The following is a 25,826-nucleotide window of genomic DNA, read 5'->3' as shown; positions in this document are numbered from 1 at the left end:
TTTACGCATCAAGCTATAGCAATTGCTATAGCTTATTTTTTTGTTAGTGTTGAGATGAGTTCATTCAATTTCAACAATGCTTCTACCGGACTGATTGTATTGATATCGATCTTGGTAAGCTTCTCTTCAATTTCTTTAAAGCGCGGATCAGCTTCGAACAAACTCATTTGTGGAGTCGGCTTAGGCACTTCACGAATTTTCTGACGTTGTTCGTTTTTGTGTTTATCCTTTTCCAGGAATTGAAGAATCTCGTTTGCACGGAATACAACACGATTCGGCATACCTGCAAGTTGCGCTACATGTATACCAAAGCTGTGTTCACTTCCGCCCTCTTTCAGCTTGCGCATGAAAATGATTTTGTTTCCCAGCTCTTTCACCGAAACATTGAAGTTCTTCACACGCGTCAAATCTTCCTCGAGTTGATTCAATTCATGGTAATGCGTTGCGAACAGTGTTTTGGGTTTAAAGTCTTTATGATTGTGCAGGTATTCAACAATCGCCCACGCTATAGATACACCATCATATGTACTTGTACCTCTTCCGATCTCATCCATCAAAATCAAACTTCGGTTGCTGAGGTTGTTGAGGATGCTCGCTGTTTCCGTCATCTCCACCATGAAAGTAGATTCACCACGCGAAAGATTATCGGACGCTCCAACGCGCGTGAAAATTTTATCTACAATACCAATGGTGGCTGCTTCCGCAGGAACAAAACTTCCCATTTGTGCTAACAAAACAATGAGCGCTGTCTGGCGAAGCAGCGCAGATTTACCGGCCATGTTTGGTCCGGTAATAATCATTACCTGTTGTTTCTCACTGTCGAGGTATACATCGTTGGGAACATAATTTTCACCTACCGGCAATTGCTTTTCGATCACTGGATGACGGCCGCTCTTTATATCAACGATCAATGACTCGTCTATGACCGGCCGGGTATATTTGTTTGCCTTCGCTATAGATGCAAAGGACAACAGGCAATCCAACTGTGCGAGTACGCGCGCATCCTGTTGAATTTGTGGAATAAAATCGGCTGCCGTTTGAATGAGCGCGTTGAAAATCCGTTGCTCGATTACATTTAGTTTTTCTTCGGCGTGCAGAATTTTCTCTTCGTATACTTTAAGTTCTTCGGTTATATAGCGCTCGGCGTTTACCAGTGTCTGCTTGCGGATCCAATCGGTTGGCACCTTGTCTTTATTCGCATTGCTTACTTCGAGGTAGTAACCAAACACCTTATTAAAAGAAATCTTCAGAGAATTTATACCCGTGCGTTCTACTTCACGTTTTTGAATTTGCAACAGGTAATCCTTTCCTGAGAAGGCTATCTTTTGAAGTTCATCCAGTTCACTGTCAATTCCTTCTTTTATCAATCCACCCTGGTTGCTGTTGATCGATACATCTTCACGAAGTTCTCTTTCGATTTTGTCGAGCAGGAATTCACAAGGATGAAGCTGATCCGCCATTTTCTTTAAACTAACTGCAGGATGATTAGCCAGTAATTGCTTAATGGGATTTATACACTTCAGTGAGCGTTTTAACTGAAGCATCTCCCGTGGGTTGATCCGGTTCACGGCAACCTTTGAGATCAGTCGCTCGAGATCAGAGATTTGTTTTAGTGGCTCTGCTATTTTCTCCGCGAGCGTTGTGTCCTGAAATAAAGTATCAACGATCAACAATCGTTCTTCAATCGCTGCCTTTTCCTTTAACGGAAGTATCATCCACTTGCGCAGTTGTCGCGAACCCATGGGCGTAACCGTACGATCGAGTATAGCAATGAGCGGCACACCACCGTCATGTTGAGAATGAACGATCTCAAGATTGCGAATGGTAAACTTATCGAGCCATACATATTTATCTTCATCGATGCGCGAGATCGATGCTATATGTGAGGTGTCTTTATGCTCAGTCTCTTCGAGATAATGTAAAATAGCACCCGCTGCGATCGTTGCTTCTCCATAATCTTCAACCCCAAAACCTTTCAGTGAAGCAGTCTTGAATTGATTCGTAAGTTTTTCATAGGCATAGTCGTATCCATATACCCAGTCCTCCAAAGCAAACGTGCTATATTCTTCCCGAAAGAGTGATTCAAATTTTTCACGTCCGTGTTTGCTGAATATAATTTCTGAAGGAGCAAAGCCCTGAATGAGCTTTAATATATAGGTTTCATTTCCCTGCGCTGCATAAAATTCTCCGGTGGAAACGTCCAGAAAGGAAACACCGAAAGCATTTTTTCCTGCGAAGACAGAAGCGAGAAAATTATTTTGCTTTCGTTCGAGTACGTTATCATTAAAAGAAAGACCAGGCGTTACCAATTCTGTAACACCTCGCTTTACAATACCTTTTACAAACTTGGGATCTTCCAGCTGATCACAGATTGCTACACGATGTCCTGCACGAACAAGTTTTGGCAAGTATGTATCCAGTGAGTGATGCGGAAATCCTGCGAGAGCAGTTTCTGAAGCTGACCCATTGCCACGTTTGGTCAACACTATATCGAGTACTTTGCTGGCAGCGATCGCGTCTTGCCCGAACGTTTCATAAAAATCGCCTACGCGGAAAAGTAAAAGCGCACCGGGGTACTTTACTTTAATAGCGTTGTATTGCTTCTGTAAGGGAGTTTCTGTGGAGGTTTTTGCTTCGGCCATGATGGGCAAAGATAGAAAAGTCGCCCTTGCTCGACCGACAGTCAATCGAATTTTTTAAAGCTATGCAGCCGAGACTGACCGTGAATTTGAAACAATATCTTCAAGCTCGGCAATCCGTTGCTGGTACTCTCGTTCTTTCCTGGCCAAAGCTTCCTGCGTTGCCGTAAGCTCTTCGAGGTTCTGTCGCATCTCTTCTTCATTCGAGCGAAGTTCCTCTGACATAGTCTGCGCTTGCTGCAACAAAGTTTTTGTTCGCTGATTTATTTTGTGATTGGAAATAAAGCCGGCCAATGATTCGCCTAATTTTTCAAGGAGTTCGAGGTGGTGCTTCTCTAATTCATGAAACGATGCGAGCTCCAGAACTGCTTCAGTACTTTTCTTATTTTTTATTGGTAACACCAGCAATACATGTGGTGGGGCATCACCCAGGCCAGACGTTATATGAATATATTCCTTCGGAACCTTCTTCAGATAAATAGTATGCTGCTCCATATAGGCTTGCCCTACGAGTCCTTCACCGGGTTCTACTGATTTCTGTAAAAACTTTTTTCGCTCGAAGGCATAGCTTGCTGTAAGCTTCAATTCCGTTTTTCCGGAGCTATCTTCTTCGGCAAGAAACAATCCTCCCTGATTTACTTTCAAATATTTTACAACGGCAGAAAGCCAGTGCTCATATATATTCACCGAATTCTCGGAGGTCTGTAAAACACCACCAAGCTCTGCTATACCTTTCGCTACCCAACTTCTGAAATCATCTTGCTTACGCGATTCCTCCAATTCACTTAAAGTCTTTTTCAGGTTTTCTTCTTTTCGTTTGAGGCTTTCCGTTTGTTGCAACGCATCGTCTAACAGGCGTTGTGCTTTTTTATCGTACTGCTCGCCCATACCAAACATGAAACCTGATGCCGCAAGCGTAATAATCGTGAGCACCACCATATCTTCTGTGACAATGCTATAGTATTTATCGTTGATACCCAGCGATGCTATATCTACACCAAAGAGCTGATGTATACCATCGTATCCAAAACCGAGGAGTATAATTACAGCAACAGCGCTCATGACATACCTTTTTTCATTGTGCGTGAACATGGCAAAGGGCAATGCCGCAGAACCTATAATAATCATACGAGGCGTTGCGTAATGTAAAATGTCTATCGTGGCGGGGTCTCCGAATTTTTGAGAGATGTTCAGAATAAACAATCCTACTCCGGGTGTGAGACTTGTGATGAAACGCGACAATGCTGTTAACTCGAGCCCGTTTAAAAACCAGATGCTGCCTACGACTAACAACATACCAATGAGTGGTACGATGGGCGCATTCGGCCTGAATAAAAATACAATGAGAAAAATCAGCGTGACGGCTGCTATGATTAATCCAAAACGATTCGAGAGTACAATTCTTCGCGCAAGGCGAAAGTCCTGATCATCGGTTACTCCGAGGTAGGAAATTCTTTTCCAGAAATTGAGCATAATAGCCAGGGTTTAAGCACACAACTTCGCGATACAAACAGCTTACGAATATACTATTATTTGATAAAATCTGCATGTAATTTTACCCGCACTATATCTTATCAGTACATAGCAACTCATGAAGAAATTAAAGCTTGACGAACTCGGTCGTATTTCAGTTGGTGAATTTAAGGATTCTGATAAGCTTCCTGTATCCATTGTGCTTGATAACATTCGTAGTCTTCATAATGTAGGTTCCGCTTTTCGTACTGCCGATGCTTTTCGGGTGGAGAAAATTTACCTTACGGGAATTACAGGCACACCTCCTCATCGTGAAATTCAAAAGACAGCGTTAGGCGCCACTGAATCTGTGGAGTGGCATTATGTCGCAGAGCCTTCCAATATTGTTCAGGAATTAAAAGCGTCAGGTTATATAATTATAGTGGTGGAGCAAACCACAACCAGCATTCCACTGCAAACTTTCGAACCGGAAACCGGTAAAAAGTATTGCCTGGTATTCGGCAATGAAGTAAATGGAGTAAGTGAAGAGGTGATCGCTCACGGAGATATAGCACTGGAGATTCCGCAGATCGGCACCAAGCACTCATTGAATGTTTCCGTTTGCCTGGGTGTAGTGACGTGGGAGATTTTTAGAAAATTAATATTGAAATAGATATATACCCGGATTACTCGATCAGGTATATATCTATTCATTTTAGACCAGCATCTGCATTATATCATCTTTCGAAAGTTGCTTCATAAAGCTTTCTTCCGTTGTGATCAGCTCTGTGGTAAGTCGTAGTTTTCGTTGTTGAAGCATTAGAATTTTCTCTTCAACTGTATTGCGCGTTATAAATTTATACGTAAACACCTTCTTTTTCTGACCGATACGATGGGCGCGGTCAACAGCCTGAGCCTCTACAGCAGGATTCCACCATGGATCAAGAATGAAGACGTAATCTGCCTCTGTTAAATTCAAGCCAAGACCACCTGCTTTTATAGAGATCAAAAACACTTTCAGGTTTTCGTCTTTGTTGAAGCGCTCCACTTGTTCTTTACGATCAGTGCTTGATCCATCGAGGTATGCAAAGTCAATCTTATTTGCTTTCAGATGTTGTCGAACCAATTCAAGATGCTTCACAAATTGGCTGAACACTAAAACCTTGTGTCCTTCGGACAAAGCGTTCTCCAACATGTGCGTGACATCTTCATACTTACCGGAATCACCCTGATATCCTTGCTCAATCATTCTTGGATGGTTGGCTAACTGCCGAAGCTTTGTTAAGCCTTCCAGGATCATAAAGCGGCTGTTGCCCAGGCCTTCCGTTTCAATGAGGTTGAATATCTTTTCGCGGTAAAATGATTTTATTTCCTCGTAACGCTTCTCTTGCTCGGCCGTCATGGTAGAGTATTGTATGTTCTCTACTTTCTCCGGGAGTTCAGTTGCTACCTGCGATTTATGTCTGCGTAAAATGAAAGGCTTGATAACTGCGTGGAGCTTGCGCGAACGAGATTCATCATTCTTCTTCTCAATCGGATTTTGATACTCGTTTCTAAAATACGTTTGAGGTCCAAGTATACCGGGATTGATAAACGACATCTGCGACCAGAGATCGAGTGTTGTGTTTTCTATCGGTGTACCGGTTAGCACCAGTTTGTGTCGCGATTTTAATTCGCGTACTGCTTTGGAAATATTGGATGTCGGATTTTTTATAACCTGCGATTCATCCAGTATTACATAGTTGAAATAGAATTGCTGAAGCAACTCTACGTCTAGGCGCGTAATGCCATAAGACGTAAGGATCAAATCGTACTTTTCAAAACGACTGATATCTTTATTTCGAAGTGTACCTGTATAATTCAATATTCGAAGACCTGGAGTAAATTTACTTGCCTCCATCTCCCAGTTATAAATAAGTGATGTTGGCATAACCAGTAGCGATGTTCCGGAGCCAGCTTCTTTTTCGGCCAGCAACATCGTAAGAGTCTGTACGGTTTTACCAAGACCCATGTCATCGGCAAGGCATCCGCCAAGTTTATACTCATTCAAGAAGCGCAACCAGTTGAAGCCCGCTTTTTGATAGGGACGTAACTCGCCTTTGAATCCGGTAGGTAAAGGATAATCCTTAATGCCACTAAAGGAATTAAGCGAACGCAACTTTTCACTCAAATGTACTTTAGCAAGATTTCCTTCTTCCAGTTCTTTCACCAGGTTAAGATGATGCTTGCGTAGTACAGGTTTCTCATTGTCGCCATCTGTTTCACTCAATGAAAACAGATCGGCATATTTTGTAAGCCATGCTTCAGGGATGATCGCGATCTCTCCGTTGGGAAGTTTAAACTCCACCTTTCTGCGCATGATGAGCTTACGAAGTTCTTTGAATGGAATTTCATACTCACCGAATTTGATCTTCGCGTGAATATCAAACCAGTCTATATTTTCTTTTACCTCAACTTCGATAACCGCTTTGCCAACGAAATATTTTTTGTCGCGGCTCTCCGGCTGGCTGACTTCAAAGCCAAGGTTAAGCAAGTTCACACGGTTTTCATTCAACCATGAGAATGCTTCTGATTTAGGTATAGCAACCCGAAAGCCTTTCATGGGCAATCCGAGTTTTTGAAGTGTATGAAGGAAGTTACGTTCTTCATCTGTAAGGCGAGTAACGCGATGAAATACATAGCCGTCATCACCTTGCTTCTCCATGGTAACACTCACCGGTCCTATATTATCTCCGCGAAAGCGATGCTTACCATATTTGAATGAAAGATCGAAAACAATCTTTCCGGCTTCATCACTTGTGTCTTCAGGAGGAGGACCCGAGTCGAAGAGTGATGGTGCTGTTGAGGGTTGTGTTGTATGTAGTTCAGAAAGCGTAAGCACCGGATGCGGATCGTACGCAGTTTTATTTATTTCAAAACCATTTGCTTCTACATCATCAAAGGATGCAATGAGTGGCGCGACAAAACGATTATAGTATGTCTCTTCAACGTTGCGCGGTATGACAACGAATTTCTTTGTAAAGAATGGTATTAACTTTTTTCCATCTACATACTTTTCAAATCCATATAGATCACCATTCAATACCATCCATGCCGGATTCTTGCAAATGAGATACGCGGATGTATTTGGCAGCTCCAGTTTTTTATCCTGGAAATAAAGAGTAGGGTAATAGTTGGTGTGATCGTCTGTGCGCATGAAATGGAATTGAATCGAAGCACGCTTTTCAAGCACTTCAATTTTTTTCCAGGTCGGCTCACCATCATTGCCCATCTCGAAGAGCTGTTTGCCTTTTACTTTCTCTAAAATTTTGGCTCTTCGTTTCTCCAGGTAATCTTCGATTTGCTCCTGGATCATTTCATTGCCTTTGTTCTTATCGTAGATCTTAGCAAAGAACTCTTCAGGCTTCATGAACTTAGCAGAAAACTTTTTCACAATAGTTTCCTGTTGCATCGAATCCATTATTTCAATCAATTCAAAATCCCGGGAGTCAAGTCCTTTGGAAAACTCCCTGGCATTTTTTGATGAAATGTTTTGATGTTGATACGTGAGCTTCCCTTTATCGTCAAGATGCACGATATAGGATTCAAAAATAAAGCCCAGATATTCGTGCTGATACAACGAATAAATTATCTGGAACGGCTGCGAAGATGACACTTTCATGCAAAAAACGATTTTTTGATGAAAAAAGAATTCGAATATTACGCATAAACGCTATAAGAAAAGAAGCATTTTTATGCAATATGGTACATCAATCTTACAAAATGTATCAGTGTTAAAACATCCATGCAAGCTTTGTAGTTTCGTAACGCTGAAAAGAGTTTGTTATAGCTGTTGTGGAGACGCAAATCGTGATGCGAGCACAGCAGGACGAGAAGAAATCAGAAACGTAATAACTGAAACTATACCTAATGTTGCAGCGAAATCAACCCAGGAAATCTTAATCGGATAACCTTGTGTTATGGATGATTCCATTCCCATGGAAATGATACCAAAATTTAGTTGTAACCAACAAAAAATTCCTCCCAGCACAAGTCCTATTACTGCACCCGAAGAAGCAATCAACGCGCCTTCTGCTAAAAATATATTTCGGATCAACCGTGGACTGGCGCCTATAGCAGCAAGAATTGAAATATCTTTTTTCTTGTCAATTGCGAGCATCATTAAGCTAAAGAATATATTAATCGAGCCAATGCAAAGCAGCAAGGTTAATGAAAGAAACGTGAACAACTTTTCAATTTTCAGTAACCGGTATAAATCTTTGTGCTGCTGTTCTTGCGTTAATACCTGAAAGGTTTTTCCCAACGAATCCTGAAGTCTGCTTTGCACAGCATCAATGCTGACTCCGTCTTCTGTTTTTATTTCAAGTGACGTTCTTTTATTTCCATAGTTGAAAAGCTCTCTGGCAAAATCAAGCGGCACCAGAACGTAATTCTCATCTATATATTGAATGATCGAAAATACACCCCCGGGAACAATATTCATTTTGGAATACATTCGGGAAGGATCGGTCACTCCTGCCTTTACATCTTTAATATAGTATATCTGCAATGCAAACATGGGATCTTCCACAGCCAGCGTAAGTGTGTTGCTGATACCTTGGCCCACAACCGCATAATTAATTTTCCCTTGCTTCAACCGAAGTTTTCCCTGCGTGATGTTTTCCTGTGGGATTCTGTTCTGCTCAATAAAATTATCGCTTACACCTTTTAACGTTACGATCTGGTTTGCATCACGATAATGTACATAAGCATAGTCTTCGATAACTTCTGTTACGAGTTTAACACCTTCTATTTTTTTTATCTTCTTGATCAGCTCTTTTGAGGAAACGAACGACTTGCCTGTTGTCGCTTCAATTTTTATTTCAGGATCAAACGAATCATTCAGTGATCGCAAAAGATCTTCGAGTCCATTGAATACAGAAAGAACAATAATCAATGCTGCCGTACTAAAAGCAACACCAACCATCGACAGGATGGAAATAATGTTAATGAAGTTCTTCTTCCGTTTGGAGAAAAGATATCGCCTGGCAATGAAAAAAGGAAGATTCAAAGAGTTTGTGTGATTTATAGGATTACTCGTTGTTTAAACTCCTGGCTTGGTTTTATCGGTTGGTGGAATATGCAGATTCTTAAGCAGGTCATCCATACGCTGTGCATTCTCCTCCACCTCATCAATATAAAAAATGAGCTCCGGAATAATGCGCACTTGTTTTCCGATCTTTTCGCCCAACGCATGTCTGATTTCTTTCTTACGAAGGTTAATGTTCTCCAATGTCTTTTGCTTGTCTTTCGCCAGCATCATGCTGATGTAAACTTTCGCTACACTCAGGTCGGGGCTCATTTTAACATCAGCCAGTGTAACAAAGGCATTTTCAAGAATGCCGCGCTTATCGCGTTGAAAGATTTCACTTAACTCTTTCTGGATAAGCTTGGAATATTTTAGTTGTCTCGTTGAACTCATAATTGCAGGTACTTAAATTACGGAAATCTTTCTTCACTAATTCTTTGACAAAGATGAAAAAACAAGCGAATCATTTCAATCTTTAAAACTACTGCTCTATTTTTCCAATTACTTTAAACAAAACACGCATTGCTCCGATACTTTCGAATAAATGATCCGTACCGTTTGCTGGGATTGCTGGCTATTATGATTGCCATCAGTCTTCCGCTCTTTATTGATGCTCCTGAAATGACGCTGCCTGAACTGAAAAGCATTTTGCTTGGAGAAAAAGTTCATAGCGGAAGTTCGCTGTATACAGAGGTTGTAGATTCTACCGCTCCGCTGGCGGGATGGTTCGACACGCTTTTTGAAATGATCTTCGGCCGATCTGTGCTCGGCAGACACATTCTTGCATTTTTTATTGTCTTCTCACAAGCAGCTTATCTGGGCATTATCTTTATTAATAAGAAAGCTTTTTCAGAAAGTACATTTATTCCTTCCGTAATCTTTGCATTCCTTTTTTTCTTTTCGTTCGATACACTTTCATTGAATGCAGAATTACTGGGATCGGGGTTTTTGCTTTTAGCGCTGCATAATCTATTCAGACAAATAGAATTCCGCGAACAGGGTGATCCGTCTATATTCAATCTTGGGTTTTATATCGGTCTTGCTTCCTTGTTCAGTTTCTCGTTCATTATATACTTAGTCGGCTCCGTTGTTATCCTGATGATCTTTACGCGCAGTGCCGTGAGGAGCTACTTCCTGATGATCTTTGGGTTTCTACTGACTCATTTTTTTATGATGAGTATATTTTATCTGAGAGACGGACTGCCTGATCTATGGGAATATTATTACTTACCAAACCTGGGATTTGGATCTGACAAATTCATCAATGCTACAAGTTTGTGGACGTTGGGGGCTATACCAATTCTGTTTCTTGTCGTGTCGCTGGTGATGCTGAATCGTGATGCACGTTTCACAAAGTATCAATCGCAGCTTGTTCAAACTATGTTCTTCTGGATGATCTTTTCCTTCCTGCAAATTTTATATTCGAAAGATCTTCGCCCACAAAGCTTCATTACGCTTATACCATCTTTTAGTTTTTATATCGCTCACTTCCTGCTTTTAATCCGCAGAAAGAAATTTGCAGAGATCAGTCTTTGGGTTTTGCTAATCAGCATTGTAAGTGTCGGATACCTGGCGCGCTATAACAAAATTCCATCCGTACATTACAATGATTTATTTGTAGCTGAAAGTGCGTGGAGTAAAACTATATCGGATAAAAAAGTTTTGATGCTCGGTGATGACTTCTCTATCTATAAGAATAATACCCTCGGCTCAGGTTTTCTAAACTGGCGACTATCGCGGGAGATAATAGAGCAGCCCGATTATTACGAAAATATAGTATTGATCAATAATTCGTTCCTTAATGACTTCCCTGAAGTGATCATCGATCCTTCGAATCTGATGCCCTATGTTTTCGATCGGTCACCAATACTAAAAACTAAGTATAGTGCATCAGGCGATGGACTTTACGTTTTGAAGAAGTAACGGATCACGTATATAATTTCTGACAGGAAGGGCAAAAGTAGGATGATCGCCCTCCTATAGTTCTGAGCTTTGTTTCACCTTTGCATTCGGGGCACTTCAATCCTTCCTTTCGGTGATCGAGAAAAAAATAATGTTCCAATTTATTTCGATCTGCATTTTGTTCTATAGCTTCCTGAAGTATAGCAAGCATGTGCTGATAAATTTCTTTTAGCTTTTCGAGCGGCAAAACATTGGATTTACTTTCGGGGTGTACTTTCGATTGAAAAAGAATTTCGTCTGAGAATTCATTACCCACTCCCGCTACAATTTTTTGATTCATAAGTGCCGTTTTAATTGCCACTCTTCTCTTTTGAAAAAGCACTATAAATTCCTCCAGAGAAATCTTCAAAGCATCTTTACCATAACCACGGTCTTCAATAAAGGACTCAACATTTTTTACAAGTCCTATTTTTCCCAACCTGCGTTGATCTGAAAATGCCAAGTTCCTTCCATTTTCAAACTGTATCAGAAGCACATATACTTTCGGATATTTTTTATCAGGAGTATAATAGAGCAAATCACCTGTCATTCCGAAGTGTAACATCAGAAATCCATTTTTCTGAAGTCTTATAAACAAAAACTTTCCATGCCGAAATGTATCTTCAAACGCATTTCCGGTTAGTGTATCACGAAGTATATCTATAGTAGTGTTTATCAATAGCTCAGGCGCTGCAATTTGTATCGCAGCTATTTTCTGATGAAGTGATGTCTCATCGATATAGTTCTTGAAGTTTTCTACTTCTGGCAATTCAGGCATATAAAAAATTATTAAAAACTTATGCCTTATTTTATTGCTTTCATTGGCGTGGTTTTTAAAAGATACTCTTTATGACTGATATCATTATTATAGGGGCTGGTGCTGCCGGCCTCACCGCAGCGCGAGTGGCAAGCAAGGAGGGTAAATCTGTAACTGTATTGGAAGCCCGGCCGCGTGCCGGAGGAAGAATCAACACGCTGCATGAGCAAGAATTTTCAATACCCGTAGAAGCCGGTGCAGAATTTATACATGGCAGTCTCCCGTATACAACTTCGTTACTGAAAGAAGCAAACATCTCATTTTACGAAAGTGATGGAGCAACCTGGAATGTAATTAAAGGAAAGCTGGAAGAAGGTGATATGTTCCCTGAGGAATGGGAAGAGTTTTTAGAAAAACTGAAGCAGCTTAAACACGACATGAGTATCGCTGAATTTCTGGATCAACACTTTCAAGAACAAAAATACGAGTCGCTTCGTAATGCTATAATTCGTTTTGTACAGGGATATGATGCAGCCGATGCGAATCAGGCAAGCGCTCTTGCCTTGCGCGAAGAATGGAGTAGTGAAGAAAACCTGACAGGCTACCGTCCTAGAGGTGGATATTTTTTATTGATAGACTTTCTATTACAAGAGTGCCGCAAGCAAGGTGTCGCATTTCATTTTGAAAATGAAGTGCAGTATATCCAATGGAAAGCAGGATCTGTTGAAGTAACCACGCGACAAGGCGAACGCTATATCTCCAAAAAGATATTGATCACTATACCGCCCGCTGTCTTAAAGTGCGGAAGTATCAAAATTACTCCCTCCATCGAAAAGCATATGAAATCGATTCATGCTATACAGACCGGTGGCGTTATAAAATTCCTGGTTGAATTTAAAGAAGCATTCTGGGAACAGAAAAATTCTCAACCGTATCGGTCGATGCCGAATTTAAATTTTATCTTTTCAGATGCATCCATTCCTACATGGTGGACACAGCATCCTGTTCCTATACCTTTATTAACCGGGTGGCTCGCAGGGCCTAAGGCACTGGATGATCAAAAAGATGATGAAGCCCTATTACAGGAAGCCGTTGAATCGCTGAGCTATATATTTGGCTGCACTATTCACCAGCTTAAATACCAGGTCAAAGCTATGCGTGTCCTCAACTGGGTAGCCGATCCATTTTCCAGAGGAGCATACGCCTATAAAACAGTAAATACATCCTCAGCGTTGGAAGTATTATCGCAACCCATAAGCCATACACTATATTTTGCAGGTGAAGCTTTTTATAGTGGAGCAGAGATGGGCACTGTAGAAGCAGCCTTGGCCAGTGGAACAACAGTTGCTAAAAAGATGCTGCTCGAAAATCCGGTATAAAGAAAAAAGGTTGTCTCGCGACAACCTCTCTCAATTTTCACTATACCTATAACCTATTTTTTTATAAGACGTTGTTTGGAAATTTTACCATCTACATTCACCGTAATGATATATATTCCATTCGGAATTTGTGTAGTTGTAAAGTCAATCGTTACGCCCGAAACATTCTCCTTTACTTCTTGTAGAACGGTCGCTCCACTCATATCCTGCAATTGGACAGATACATTTCTACTTTCCGAATCCAGTGTCAGGCTCAATCTATCTGTAAACGGATTTGGACTAACCTGTACATTCGCTATGGTAGAAATTTCTGTTGAGTCCTGTGATGCTTCTTCGGATTGAACTTCCCCCTCCTCAGATTCTTCAGATGCTATACGCGCAGTTGTTGTTGAGCTTTGAGCTGTCAGCGCTATAATTTCAATGCCGTTTACCTGAGGGTTACCAACCGACCGTATGAAATCAAGATCAAGTGTCCCATCTGTTACGGTTACTTCGAATTGTCTTTTTAGCGCCTTCATCCCTGCTTCAGCATATATATCTATATTGCTCAATCTGCGGGTGTTCTCGGCATTGATGTGAAACACACGGCCTCCTGATTTTCTTACACCGCCCGTATAGGGACTTTCGGCGAAGTAAAGATTTACCTGGTAGGTACCACTTTGAACCGGAAAATTCCATTGCATAGTAGTTCCCCCATAATCAGGAGAGTAACGATTCGGACCAAAGAGATTGTTTGGTGCTCCTGTATTGTTTGCTCCGGTCCATGATGAACCACCTGACGTATAGTTTGCACATCCGCTTGCCAGGTATTTAGATTTGGCGGCTTGCTTATCAGATGACCAGTTCATAGGACTTGCGCCTATAGTACTACCGCCCGTATTGACCCTATATATAACGACAGGTGTTGTAGAGGCGGGAGGTTTTGTTGTTGAGCTTGATACCGTAACCACCACATCATCGGAAGCAGTAGCCCCCGCGTTGTCCTTTACCGTTAAACGGAAAGTATAAGAGCCTACTACTAAAGCTGAGGCTGAAAGCGTTGCCGTTGTTATTCCCGATAAAGTAGCAGCCGGACCGCTTACTTTAGTCCAGGCATATGACGTAATCGATCCGTCCGAATCACTTGCTGTACCGGCAATAGAAACGCTTACTGTGGGAAGCGTTATTGTTTTATCTGCACCCGCATTTGCCTTGGGAGCAACGTTACCCGATGTAGTCTGCAATTCAAATGCACCTATATCATATACTCCACCGGCTGGTCTTGCTTTGCCATCATAATCGGCAGTTACACCGGAAACCACTGCACCTTTATTAAGGGCCGGAGATGTACTTAAAAGGTGATAATCGAAAACTGCTGCATTGACAAATTTAGCATCAGCAATGTTTGAACTATAGTAATTATTCGCCTCTGTCAACTTTACTGTTGGGTGTACCTTGTTCACATATTTACCTGAGCCCGGCTTTATCACTATGTTGTTGATAAAGTGATTCATGTTGACACGTTCTGCGGCGATCTTTAAACCGTCTCCTCCCGGAGTGATTATGGTATTATTAAGGAATGAAAATCCAGGACCGAGTGTGCCAGTCATCGTTGCATCATCACAGTATATACCGTTACTGCCAGCGCCCACAACAATATTGTTGAATATTTTATTGTCGCCTTTACCTTGTATAAGTATACCATTACCGGGACCTGTTTTAACTATATTGTTATATAGCAAACCTCCTGTTCCGAGACCAATCTGAATACCGTTATTCTGATAGTTCGCAAAGGGATCCTGCCCGAAAAATTCAACACTGTTATTATAAATAGCACACCCCGATGACGCTGCGCCAACCTGGATACCTTCAGCACCAGTTCGCTTAATTACGTTCTTATATATTTTACATCCTATAATGTCATGCGGATAAAGTGTAGTTCCGTTGCAGGAGCTGTTACCGGTCCAGCCATCATAGAATGAATTTCCTATATAAAGTCCCTCTCCTTTTACATCGTGAACGTAGTTATCATGAACAGAAACATTATACATTGTGAAGCGTCCACGATTTGCAGTAAGGTCACACCGCGGATCGGTCTTTGCCATTATCCCTGAGAAACCAGAGCCGGCAACCTCAACGTGATCTATCTCTACGTCAGAACTTAGATCACTTACAACAAGAGCATTCGAACCGTCTTTTGTCGTTTTACAACGGATGCCATATGCGCTGCTTCCGCCACCCGTACCCGTTATTTTAAAATACCGGCTAGTCGATACCCACACGGCATAGTTTTTATCAGTATTCTCGATGTTAACCAAACCTCCACAATTTTGAATGATGATGGGGTTTGATGCTGTTCCTTGAAAATTTGCGAGTCTTAATACACCTCTGGTACCGGCTTGAATACACACCACATCGCCAGGTTTAATCGATAAGCTTTTACCATCCACATTCGTCTCGCTCAACTTAATTGTATACTTACAGTTACAGTTCTGAGCCCATGAAAAATGTACCAAAAAAGAAGCAACCACCACTAAGACAAATTTCAACATCGATTTTACTTTCATTATCAAGACATAGGTTTTGTATTTAAGTATCTATCAGCACCTTGCTGATTTTGATTGCACAAAAGTATTCTTGTCAGAACACTTTTTTTCAGTCGATATACCCTATGACTTACATGGGCATAACTATTTTAAATACTAAGCTTACTCCACAGACATGTAGAGAGTATAATTAAATGAGTAGCTCAATGCACAATCCCATGCATCTTATTATATACCTTGGTAAATCATTTAAAGAAAACTTTCTATAAATCAACAGGGTATCAACGATCAGTGTGTTGAAAAAATTACTCTGTTGAAATGAGACAACGGCATTGTCCAATTCTTATTAATCGCAAAATGTTGTATACATTTTTTTACACATCGAAGATGAGTTGAAAATACTATCGATGAAGATTACGATATAGTGTGTGAGCCGCATGAAGCAGTCGGGCTATCACCCAGGATAATTTTAAAAGAATAATTTATTTACTTCTAGGATTTATACTCCTGATGCTATTGTCCATTTCATATTTCTACTTTAGAAGTGTAGAATATAGTTTGTGGTCAGGCTTTCCAAAAAAATTCATATCTCCGCAAAAAAGTACAACCCTTTTGACGAGCATGAAAAGAATTTTGCTTTGGATTTATAGTGTGGTCTTTTGTTTTCAGAGGAAATTATAGCTGAATGTGATTCATAATAATGCACATAATGCTCGATATATACTTAAACATACCATCACGTTAATTCTGGTGCTGTGCAAAATGCAGAGTTGGCTTATGATTATCGTCACGCAAGATGTAAAATGCCAATAGGGACAGCTTCTGCGTAGTGAATAGGATGTTAGTGAGGTCGAAGGAGATTATAGAAAATAACAAAGGACAGGTGATTCACCTGTCCTTTGTACCCCGGGCGGGACTTGAACCCGCACAGCTATTACTAGCCACAGGATTTTAAGTCCTGCGTGTCTACCAATTCCACCACCAGGGCAGTTCCTATTAACAAGGTATTGCTAATCGGGACTTTGGTGTTAAATAAAAAAGTGTGAGGGATCTCACACTTTTTTGTTTCTTTTAATCACTCCAAGTAGACCTGGAAGATTAGAAGAGCGGGAAACGAGACTCGAACTCGCGACCCCGACCTTGGCAAGGTCGTGCTCTACCAACTGAGCTACTCCCGCTTATTTGGCCCCTTGATTCGCTAAGGGAGTGCAAATTTAAAGCGGAATCCTAAATTTCCAAATCTTCTTAGATGATCATGCAGATTTTTTCAAAGATTCGAACTCCTTTCGAAGTTCGAGTGCATGCTGTTTGTTTTTTGAATGCTTAATATGCTTGGGCACCTCTCTTAATTCTGAAATGAGACCTACCGCCTGAAAGCTCCTAAGTATATAGTACGTGATGTCTACTTCCCACCAGAAAAAACCCTGGCGTGCTGACACTTCATAGTAATGGTGATTGTTATGCCAGCCTTCTCCTAATGTCAATAATGCTAACCAGATACTATTACGCGACTCATCATTTGATTCATAACGTTGTGTACCAAACTTGTGCATGATTGAATTGATAGAGAACGTTCCATGGTAGAGGAGAATCGTACTCAAAAAGAAACCAATAAACAATGTAGAGAATCCAGCCGTTGTAAACATGGCCAAAATACTTCCTCCGTTCACGATACCACCAAGTGCCATCACCGTGAGGGCGAGAATTGTTGGAGGTACCAGATAATGCTTGTTCAGCCAAACTAACTCTGGATATTTTGCATAATCACCAATGGTTTTATAATCGGTCTCTTTAAAATCAGGACCAACAATCCACCCGATATGCGAATACCAGAAGCCATAAATCTTCATTGAATGAGGATCTGCCGGTGTATCACTGTGACGATGATGATGGCGATGATGCGCAGCCCACCAAAGTGCTCCTTTTTGAGCTGATGTTTGCGCCATAAAGGCAATTACAAATTGAAACCAACGTGAAGTTTTATAGGATTTATGTGCAAAGTAACGGTGATATCCACCCGTTACCCAAAACATGCGCGCTATATATAGCACGATGCATACTATCCAGTCAAATAATGTAGCGCCTGTCCAAATTGCTGCGAGAGGAAGAATGTGCATTCCAAAAAATGCCACCTCCTGACTAAGGATTGGCTTTCTGCGTACTTCAGGTGTAATTGTTGTATTCGTCATTACTATTATAAACAAAGATTCGTGAAATAAATTCAACCCCACGGGACACCGTCAGCATCCAAAATCATTACAAAAATAAGCCATCTGTAATTATGGTTTAGAGGTATGTAATAAATTCTTGTTATACAAACAAGTGTGTGGTAGTCAATTATTTCCACATAGTTTACTCAAGTGGATATGATGGCGCGATTTTGGTGCTTATCTTTGTGACGCACATTAGTAAATGAACAAAGCACAGATCATATCGCAATATCAACCACTTCTTCATACCATCGCCTATAACCTGGTGCGTTGCAAAGAAGATGCAGAAGATATTGTTCAGGAAACTTTTGTAAAGTGGCTAAGTATTGATCAGCAAAAAATTGAAAATACGAAAGCATATCTAATTCGTGCTGTCACGAATAATTGCTTAAATCATCTTAATTCTCTTCGTAAGAAAAAGGAAGAGTATATAGATAATGTTTCCGTGATGATTAAACATTTCAAGGAAACTAATCTGGCTCATCTGGATATGGATACGGCCATTAAAGTTCTTCATGCTAAACTCGAGCCGCTTGAACGCGCTGTTTATTTATTAAAAGAAGTTTTTGATTTTGATTACGAGGAACTCCAGCAAACATTCGATAAGAAAAAGGACCATTGCCGGCAATTATTTTTTCGCGCAAAAAAGAAATTAAATGAAGAGACCTCAAAGATAGATCTTCCTGACACATCAAAATTCCTCGAAAGTTTTCGTAACGCCTGCCATTTTGGTAACGCATCAGACCTTATTCAAGAGTTGAAAAAAGACATCAATACAGCCATCAGCAAAAAATTCTGATTTTTATTTTTAAATCCTGTCACAAAACTTCTTCGAACTTGTCTTACAGATCATGGGCTGAAAAGAGCCTTAACATTAAATAGTTTTTACTACAACCAATTTGCACATGATTGTCATTTTTGCATTTTTTATTGCGCACTGGTACTTATCCCTTTTTTTCCAGACGTTTTTTCTCCACCGTTACGCTTCGCATAAAGCGTTTACAATGAACAAATTCACAGAAAAGATATTTTTTATCCTGACGTGGATTTTCCAAGGTGCCAATTACTTAAGTCCTTATGGCTATGGAGTTATGCATCGCATGCATCATGCATTTGCAGATACTGAGGATGATCCACACTCTCCCAAGTATGATGAGACTATCTGGAATATGATGTGGAAGACTAAAACTATCTATTCTGATATAGCAAATCGAAAAATTGTTATTGAAAAACGTTTCACTGAAGGTGTACCTGAGTGGGAAGCGTTTGACAAATTTGCTCGTTCGTGGCCGTCACGTATTTTCTGGGCATCGATCTATACTGCCATCTACATACAATTCACTACCGCTGCAACCTGGTGGCTATGGCTTTTATTGCCGATTCATTTTTTAATGACTCCTATTCATGGAGCAATCATCAATTGGTTTGCCCACAAATACGGATATAGAAATTTTGAAGTAGGTGATACTTCTAAAAATTTCTTGCCAGTTGATTTTCTGATGATGGGAGAAAGTTATCACAACAATCACCATAAAAATGGTGGACGTGCAAACTTCGGTGGCATTCGCTGGCATGAAATCGACCCAACCTATATTGTTATTAGAGTGTTGGACAAGTTGAATATCATTCAATTGGCGAAACGCAAAGAAATCAGCATTGAAAATATTCAGAAGGCTGCATAGAATTCTGACCAGGATTAAGTTTTAGAAGTAATCCCCTTCAGTAAATCTGGAGGGGATTATTTTTTTATACATATCCTAAACTCAATTCTTAGTCAGGAATCTGTATTTGATTTTAATTTGAAACCGGTAAAGTTAATTTATATGCTAAAAGAACTTTAGCTACATATACTGGACAAAGCTGAAATTTCGGCTAACTTTAAAAAGAGTGGTGATGGAGGGAATTGAACCCCCGACACAAGGATTTTCAGTCCTTTGCTCTACCAACTGAGCTACATCACCGGGAAAACTACCACCTGTCTTTGTTCGACAGGGGCACAAAAGTATATAAATTTATATTCGGTGCAAAACCATATTTGAATTTATTGGAATTAATAGAATAACGTTATTATCGCGTATGATTCAACAGATCGCTTTTATCATTACTCTGGGCGCTGCCAGCTGGTTTATCTGGAAAAGAGCCTCGCGTATCCGGGCAAATATAAATCTTGGGAAAGACAAAGAAATTAAAGATAATCCGAATCAGCGGTTGTCTAACATGATACTGGTTGCCCTCGGACAAAAGAAAATGTTCAAAAGACCGGTACCAGCTTTCCTCCACATGTTAATTTATGTTGGCTTTCTTGTTATTAATCTCGAAGTGCTGGAGTTTATCATCGATGGACTCGCAGGAACACATAGGATTTTTTCTCCATACCTGGGCAGTCTCTATACTGTGTTGATGAATATTTTTGAATTCCTTGCTGTAGGAGTTCTTCTTTCCTGCGTGTTCTTTCTGATCAGACGAAATGTTTTAAAGCTGAAACGTTTTTGGTCTACCGAATTAGCGGGCTGGCCAAGACTCGATGCTAACATTATTCTTTGCACTGAAATTATTTTGATGCTGGCCATCTTAACAATGAACGCATCTGATCAGATTCTTCAAAGAACACAAGACCACTATACGGCTACCGGACATTTATTCTTCAGCTCATTTTTAATTCCTGTGTTTGATTCTCTTCCTACAAGCACCTTAATTTTTATTGAGCGCTTTGCCTGGTGGTTCCATATTATAGGTATCCTTGGGTTTGCCATCTATGTTACTTACTCGAAGCACCTGCATATCTTCCTAGCTTTCCCAAATACATATTTCGCCAACGTAGAGCCTAAGGGCCATATGAAAAATATGCCGGTAGTTACAAACGAAGTAAAAATGATGTTGGGCTTAGCCGATGCAAGTGCAGCAACTCCACCGGCAGAGCCAGGCAGATTTGGTGCAAAAGATGTCAACGATCTCGACTGGAATAATTTGCTGGCTGCTTACGCGTGCACAGAGTGTGGACGGTGTACATCTGAATGCCCGGCTAACATCACCGGAAAAAAACTTTCTCCACGAAAGATCATGATGGACACCCGTGACCGGATGGAAGACGTTGGGAAAAGTATTGAGAAGGGTGGTCCTGGATTAGAAGATGGAAAATTTCTTTTAGGGGACTATATAACAAAGGAAGAAATAAACGCTTGCACCAGTTGCAACGCCTGCGTAGAAGCTTGTCCGGTGATGATCAATCCACTCGAAATAATTTTAGAATTGAGACGCTATGTTGCTATGGAAGAATCAGGATCACCAGCTTCCTGGAATTCTGTTTTCCAAAACATCGAGACAAATTTTGCGCCCTGGAAATTCTCACCGAGCGATCGTTTCAACTGGGCAAAAGATGAGAAGTGATTTACATATATAGTGTAGCAAAGAACGATTAACTATAACCATGACAATACAGACAATGGCCGATATGGCCGCCAAAGGTGAAGCTCCTGAAGTTCTTTTTTGGGTAGGTTGTGCAGGATCTTTTGACGATCGTTATAAACGCGTTACAAAAGCCTTTGTGAAAATTTTGAATGCTGTAAATGTAAAGTTTGCTGTGCTGGGCACCGAAGAAACATGCACGGGCGATCCCGCGCGTAGAGCTGGCAATGAATTTCTTTTTCAGATGCAGGCGATGAGCAACATCCAGGTGTTGAATGGATATGGAGTTAAGAGGATCGTTACGGCATGCCCTCATTGTTTCAATACTATAAAGAATGAGTATCCTGAACTTGGCGGCAATTATGAAGTAATTCACCACTCAACTTTCCTTCAGCAGTTAATCAATGAAGGAAAGATTAAAGTAGAAGGTGGTGCTTTCAAAGGAAAGAAAATTACTTACCACGACTCGTGTTATCTGGGGCGAGCCAACGAAATTTATGAAGCGCCTCGTTCTGTTTTGGAAGCACTCGATGCAGATCTTGTTGAAATGAAAAGATGTCGAACCACAGGATTGTGTTGTGGTGCCGGAGGAGCACAAATGTTTAAAGAACCTGAGAAGGGAAAGAAAGATATTAACGAAGAGCGAACTGAAGAAGCTTTGGCAACAGGTGCCACCACCATTGCTGTGGCATGTCCTTTTTGCATGACGATGATGAGTGATGGTGTAAAGAGTAAAGAGCGCGAAGCAGACGTGAAAGTCAAAGATCTTGCAGAACTTATCGCTGAAGCGAATGGTTTAAATTAGTCAGACGGAATCTGTCTGCCCGTAATTCCATTCAAAAATTTCCATACTATGTATATACCATTTGAATCACTTCCTGCGCATTCAAGAATCTGGGTTTATCAATCCAACAAAAAAATTTCTCAGAGCGATATTGATACAATCTCAGAAACACTTGTAGCGTTTACACAAGGATGGATGGTACACGGACAACCGATGGAAGCTTCGTTCGACATTCGGTATGATCAATTTGTTATCATCGCCGCGAATGACCAGGCAAGCGGATGTTCAATTGACAAGTCGGTTAATACAATGAAAGAAATTGGAAACGCAATTGGTGTCGATTTTTTTGACAGATCACAAGTCGCTTTCAAATTGGAGAATGAAATTGTGTTGTTGAAACTTTCAGAGCTGACCAAAAAAATAAACGAAGGAGTCTGGGATCATCAGTCATTAACCTTTAACAATCTTGTAGACACAAAATCATCGTTAGCAGATTTTTGGTTAGTACCTGCTGGCTCTACATGGTTAAAGCGTTACCTTCCTCACGAAACGGTAAAGGGTTAAGTCAATAATTTGTAGCTTTAACAATATTATTAAGCAGTTATGAAGTCCACATTTTTTTCGCTTCTGATTCTTCTGCTGGTCGTGAGTGCCTGCAGCACAGAAAAGAAAGCCACCAAGGCTTTTTTATTGGGTAAATATCAGAATGCCATTGAGCTTTATAAAAAAACAGGAAATAGCCCCAAGGCTAATTTTTTCATTGCCGAGTCCTATCGGTTGTCCAATAGATTAAAAGAAGCTGAGCAATATTATAGCAGAGCCGGTGGCCGTGGCATTGATAAGGACACTATCAAGTTTTATTATGCACAATCGCTGAAGGCGAATACAAAGTATGAAGATGCCAAGAAACAGTATGAAGAGTTAATTGCATCGTCATCAAACGAAGCTTTGAAAGACCGCGCCAAGACAGAGATGAATGGCCTTGCGTACCTCGCTAAACTCAACGAGACAACGAGTTATTATAAAGTAAAAAATCTGGAAGATATCAATACTCCCGCCAGCGAATATTCTCCGGTATATTTAAGCAATGAACTTTACTTTACATCATCACGAGGCGATGGAAAAATTTATGAAGCAGAAGGCAAGCCGTTCACAGATCTATATAAGGTAGCAACAAAAGGTGCCAATGTTGACCTGAATACAATTGCAAAATTACCTGAGGGAATAAATGATAATATCCGGAACGAAGGATGTGTTACATTTTCTCCAGACGGAAAGACGATGGTATTTGCCAAAGGCAATTCCGAAAAGAAAAAAGGTGGTGGCGCAGATGTCGATCTATATATTTCACGTTTCAGAAATAATGTTTGGTCGGAGCCGATCCCTATAAATATCAACACGCAATTCAAAAACGAGTCTGATCCGGACGCAAAAAATTATAGCTGGGATTCAACGCCAGCATTTAGCCAGGATGGACGCACACTATATTTTGCTTCGAATCGTAAAGGCGGCTATGGAGGCACAGATCTATACTCTGCGCAAATGGATTCGCGCGGAAGATTTACACGGGTGAGAAACCTTGGTCCGGAAATCAACACCCCTGGTGACGAGTTGTTCCCCTATATAGCCGAAGATGCTAAATTATACTTTGCTTCGGATGCTCACCCGGGATATGGTGGACTTGACTTGTTTGTTGTGAAGCGTGCAAACGGTAAAACACAAATTGAGAATTTAGGTCAGCCTATGAATTCATCAGATGATGACTTTGGAATTTTTCTCTTTAAACCCGATCGCGGTTTCTTCGCGTCTAATAGATCTGGTGGTAAGGGCGATGATGACATCTATACCTTTGTGAATGAAGATCCTAACCTGAAGGTTGTAAATTATTATTTACAAGGTGTTGCTTACACAGAAGACAAAGATCAGAATCGTCAGATCCTTCCCAATGCAAAAGTTAGTCTTTTGGATGCTAAAGGTGATTTGATGCAAGACTATACAACTGGAAATGATGGCAAGTTCCTATTCAGAGTATATGAAAATGAGGATTACAATCTCGTTGGTGAAACGGATGGTTATCTCATAAAGCGTCAGAATTATACTATGAAGGGTAAGTCGGTTGATCCAAATTCATTAAAGGAACTGATCACGACCATTACGCTTGACACTCTTATTGTGCTGGATAGAATTGAGCTGAACAAAATCTTCGTTCTCGACAATATCTATTACAACTATAACAAATCAGACATTCGCCCGGATGCTGCCAAAGAACTTGATAAACTTGTTCAGTTGCTGGTAGATAATCCTGAAATAAAAATCGAGTTGGGTTCTCATACTGATAGTGTCGATACGGATGACTATAACCAGAGACTTTCACAAAGACGTGCTGAGTCTGCGGTTGCATATATAGTACAACATGGCATTGCTCCTGATCGTTTGGTTGCAAAAGGATATGGCGAATCAAAGCCTATTGCCAGAAATACTAATCCTGATGGCACAGACAATCCTGTTGGTCGCCAGAAAAACAGAAGAACTGAATTCAAGATCTTGGAAGTAAGTTCACGCACCAAGCCAATACAGGATGAAGAGGTGGATGAAGAAGATAAGTATTTCAGGGATAACTGATCGATCGATAGATATATACCTATAGTTTCCTCAACAAAGTATAGGTTTACATATAGAGTCAACACAAGTTTTGTGTTGACTCTTTTATTTCCAACAGAGCTATTAATGAATCGCTGCGTTGCGGTTTCCAAAGGTTTCATCTTTAGCAATATTTTTATTTACTACGGATTTTAAACGATGGCACGGAGCTTGCGTTATCATAAGAAACAAACATCATATGAAAACGCTGCTACCTGTGCTGTTGCTAATGCTGGCCACTACTACATGTGTGCTTGGGTATGATTCTGGTATTGCGATTCAAACTGAAGAAGGAACCAGCATCCAGGTTTCTGTGAATGGAAAATTATATAATAAACATCCGGGAAAAATTGTTCGTGTGCGAAGCACTTCGGGTTTGTTTCACCTGGAAGTAAAAGTTTTAAATCCATGGAATAAACAATGGTATATCGTCCGCAAAAATGTTCGTATTGAAAAGGGATTTGAGTTTCAGTATAAAGTGATTTTTGCAAACAAGCTTAGTCCTGAGATTGTAGAGGTAAAGAAGTATCCGATTTACTCGAAGTACTTCCTTAATCCGATGCTTTATAATCGTCACCCTGTTTCGTAATTATCTTCGTGACTTAGCGAGCATAATGAACAACAAGGCAATTGCAAAAATTGTTAAGAGCCCCGTGTTCCAGAAAACAAATGGCGTGTGGAAATTCCAATGAAAAATCCAGCCTATAAATCCACCTATAGCACCAATCATAGCACCGAAAATTCCAAAGACCGCCCCTATAACCGCACCAAAGATTCCAATAACTGCTCCTATAATTCCTCCGGCTATTCCAATCCAAATCGGAAATGTAACAATCAATAATATGATAACTAAGATTGTGTTGGTTGATGTATTGGAGCTCTTCGTTTGCATAAAAATAATGTTATGGTGTTGCCAAATCCAGAATGCAAAAGTCTTACCCGTTGTTGAAAAGATCGTTTCCTGCCTCCTGATAAGCTTTTTTGTTTTTAATCCACCAAAAAATGTCAGGTTATGAACAGGGTTTT

19 protein-coding genes and 3 tRNA genes are annotated in these 25,826 nt (G+C 40.5%); 10 read left to right on the top strand and 12 right to left on the bottom strand.

Translation table 11 applies throughout. The features are described 5' to 3' along the window. Nucleotides 1–32: 32 nt before the first annotated feature. Both mutS and B5Y40_RS15675 read right to left on the bottom strand, forming a co-directional pair. Entirely contained in the window at nucleotides 33–2,642 is a 2,610-nt protein-coding gene (mutS, locus tag B5Y40_RS15680; protein WP_079687736.1) for a DNA mismatch repair protein MutS, read from the bottom strand. Nucleotides 2,643–2,702: 60 nt separating this feature from the next. Continuing rightward, nucleotides 2,703–4,112, bottom strand: coding sequence for a GAF domain-containing protein (locus B5Y40_RS15675; RefSeq protein WP_079687735.1), 1,410 nt, complete (start codon nucleotides 4,110–4,112; stop codon nucleotides 2,703–2,705). A gap of 118 nt (nucleotides 4,113–4,230) precedes the next feature. Between B5Y40_RS15675 and B5Y40_RS15670 the strand changes: the two genes are divergently transcribed. After that, a complete protein-coding gene (locus B5Y40_RS15670) occupies nucleotides 4,231–4,764 on the top strand; it encodes an RNA methyltransferase (protein WP_079687734.1) in 534 nt (177 codons plus the stop codon). 42 nt (nucleotides 4,765–4,806) lie between these two features. Here the strand turns inward: B5Y40_RS15670 and B5Y40_RS15665 are convergent, their stop codons facing one another. The 3 genes from B5Y40_RS15665 to rbfA form a co-directional block, all read right to left on the bottom strand. Continuing rightward, entirely contained in the window at nucleotides 4,807–7,752 is a 2,946-nt protein-coding gene (locus tag B5Y40_RS15665; protein ID WP_079687733.1) for a DEAD/DEAH box helicase, read from the bottom strand. 162 nt (nucleotides 7,753–7,914) lie between these two features. Beyond that, nucleotides 7,915–9,141, bottom strand: a complete 1,227-nt coding sequence (locus B5Y40_RS15660; protein ID WP_245840572.1) for an ABC transporter permease — start codon at nucleotides 9,139–9,141, stop codon at nucleotides 7,915–7,917. Between the two features lie 33 nt (nucleotides 9,142–9,174). Then, on the bottom strand, nucleotides 9,175–9,552 hold the full coding sequence (rbfA, locus tag B5Y40_RS15655; protein WP_079687731.1) for a 30S ribosome-binding factor RbfA: 378 nt from the start codon (nucleotides 9,550–9,552) through the stop codon (nucleotides 9,175–9,177). Nucleotides 9,553–9,681: 129 nt separating this feature from the next. On the opposite strand from rbfA, the gene B5Y40_RS15650 reads away from it, so the two are divergent. Beyond that, on the top strand, nucleotides 9,682–11,082 hold the full coding sequence (locus tag B5Y40_RS15650; RefSeq protein WP_143785788.1) for a DUF6427 family protein: 1,401 nt from the start codon (nucleotides 9,682–9,684) through the stop codon (nucleotides 11,080–11,082). 4 nt (nucleotides 11,083–11,086) lie between these two features. Here the strand turns inward: B5Y40_RS15650 and B5Y40_RS15645 are convergent, their stop codons facing one another. Next, nucleotides 11,087–11,878, bottom strand: coding sequence for an Fpg/Nei family DNA glycosylase (locus B5Y40_RS15645; protein ID WP_079687729.1), 792 nt, complete (start codon nucleotides 11,876–11,878; stop codon nucleotides 11,087–11,089). A gap of 71 nt (nucleotides 11,879–11,949) precedes the next feature. Here B5Y40_RS15645 and B5Y40_RS15640 point away from each other — a divergent pair, with 71 nt between their 5' ends. Then, the gene (locus tag B5Y40_RS15640; protein ID WP_079687728.1) at nucleotides 11,950–13,236 is read left to right on the top strand and encodes a flavin monoamine oxidase family protein; all 1,287 of its coding nucleotides are present in this window, start codon (nucleotides 11,950–11,952) and stop codon (nucleotides 13,234–13,236) included. Between the two features lie 53 nt (nucleotides 13,237–13,289). On the opposite strand, the gene B5Y40_RS15635 is transcribed toward B5Y40_RS15640, so the two are convergent. The 4 genes from B5Y40_RS15635 to B5Y40_RS15620 form a co-directional block, all read right to left on the bottom strand. After that, the gene (locus B5Y40_RS15635) at nucleotides 13,290–15,782 is read right to left on the bottom strand and encodes a PKD domain-containing protein (protein WP_079687727.1); all 2,493 of its coding nucleotides are present in this window, start codon (nucleotides 15,780–15,782) and stop codon (nucleotides 13,290–13,292) included. An 881-nt stretch (nucleotides 15,783–16,663) separates the two neighbouring features. Next, nucleotides 16,664–16,749 (bottom strand) — tRNA-Leu (locus B5Y40_RS15630). 117 nt (nucleotides 16,750–16,866) lie between these two features. Further along, nucleotides 16,867–16,939: transfer RNA gene (locus tag B5Y40_RS15625), tRNA-Gly, on the bottom strand. Between the two features lie 75 nt (nucleotides 16,940–17,014). Then, nucleotides 17,015–17,950, bottom strand: coding sequence for an acyl-CoA desaturase (locus B5Y40_RS15620; protein ID WP_079687726.1), 936 nt, complete (start codon nucleotides 17,948–17,950; stop codon nucleotides 17,015–17,017). Between the two features lie 223 nt (nucleotides 17,951–18,173). On the opposite strand from B5Y40_RS15620, the gene B5Y40_RS15615 reads away from it, so the two are divergent. Next, on the top strand, nucleotides 18,174–18,770 hold the full coding sequence (locus B5Y40_RS15615) for a sigma-70 family RNA polymerase sigma factor (RefSeq protein WP_079687725.1): 597 nt from the start codon (nucleotides 18,174–18,176) through the stop codon (nucleotides 18,768–18,770). A 106-nt stretch (nucleotides 18,771–18,876) separates the two neighbouring features. Beyond that, complete coding sequence (locus B5Y40_RS15610; RefSeq protein ID WP_079687724.1) at nucleotides 18,877–19,653, top strand: acyl-CoA desaturase; 777 nt, start codon at nucleotides 18,877–18,879, stop codon at nucleotides 19,651–19,653. 206 nt (nucleotides 19,654–19,859) lie between these two features. Here the strand turns inward: B5Y40_RS15610 and B5Y40_RS15605 are convergent. Beyond that, nucleotides 19,860–19,932: transfer RNA gene (locus B5Y40_RS15605), tRNA-Phe, on the bottom strand. Nucleotides 19,933–20,047: 115 nt separating this feature from the next. Here B5Y40_RS15605 and B5Y40_RS15600 point away from each other — a divergent pair. The 5 genes from B5Y40_RS15600 (at nucleotide 20,048) to B5Y40_RS15580 (ending at nucleotide 25,389) form a co-directional block, all read left to right on the top strand. After that, complete coding sequence (locus B5Y40_RS15600; protein ID WP_079687723.1) at nucleotides 20,048–21,358, top strand: 4Fe-4S dicluster domain-containing protein; 1,311 nt, start codon at nucleotides 20,048–20,050, stop codon at nucleotides 21,356–21,358. A 55-nt stretch (nucleotides 21,359–21,413) separates the two neighbouring features. Next, nucleotides 21,414–22,181 carry a (Fe-S)-binding protein gene (locus tag B5Y40_RS15595; protein WP_079687722.1) on the top strand — a complete coding sequence of 256 codons (768 nt, stop codon included), beginning with the start codon at nucleotides 21,414–21,416 and terminating at the stop codon, nucleotides 22,179–22,181. 48 nt (nucleotides 22,182–22,229) lie between these two features. Next, nucleotides 22,230–22,724 (top strand): hypothetical protein, encoded by a 495-nt coding sequence (locus B5Y40_RS15590; protein ID WP_079687721.1) that lies wholly within the window; start codon nucleotides 22,230–22,232, stop codon nucleotides 22,722–22,724. A 39-nt stretch (nucleotides 22,725–22,763) separates the two neighbouring features. Then, entirely contained in the window at nucleotides 22,764–24,782 is a 2,019-nt protein-coding gene (locus B5Y40_RS15585; protein ID WP_079687720.1) for a CHU_0125 family OmpA-like outer membrane integrity protein, read from the top strand. Nucleotides 24,783–24,999: 217 nt separating this feature from the next. Next, nucleotides 25,000–25,389 carry a hypothetical protein gene (locus tag B5Y40_RS15580; RefSeq protein ID WP_143785787.1) on the top strand — a complete coding sequence of 130 codons (390 nt, stop codon included), beginning with the start codon at nucleotides 25,000–25,002 and terminating at the stop codon, nucleotides 25,387–25,389. Here the strand turns inward: B5Y40_RS15580 and B5Y40_RS15575 are convergent, their stop codons facing one another. Continuing rightward, the gene (locus B5Y40_RS15575) at nucleotides 25,390–25,692 is read right to left on the bottom strand and encodes a hypothetical protein (RefSeq protein WP_143785786.1); all 303 of its coding nucleotides are present in this window, start codon (nucleotides 25,690–25,692) and stop codon (nucleotides 25,390–25,392) included. Between the last annotated feature and the right edge of the window lie 134 nt (nucleotides 25,693–25,826).

Origin of the sequence: Ohtaekwangia koreensis, from assembly GCF_900167975.1 — a bacterium.
Classification (GTDB): Bacteria; Bacteroidota; Bacteroidia; order Cytophagales; family Cyclobacteriaceae; genus Ohtaekwangia; species Ohtaekwangia koreensis.
This window is presented reverse-complemented; position numbering and strand designations above follow the sequence as displayed.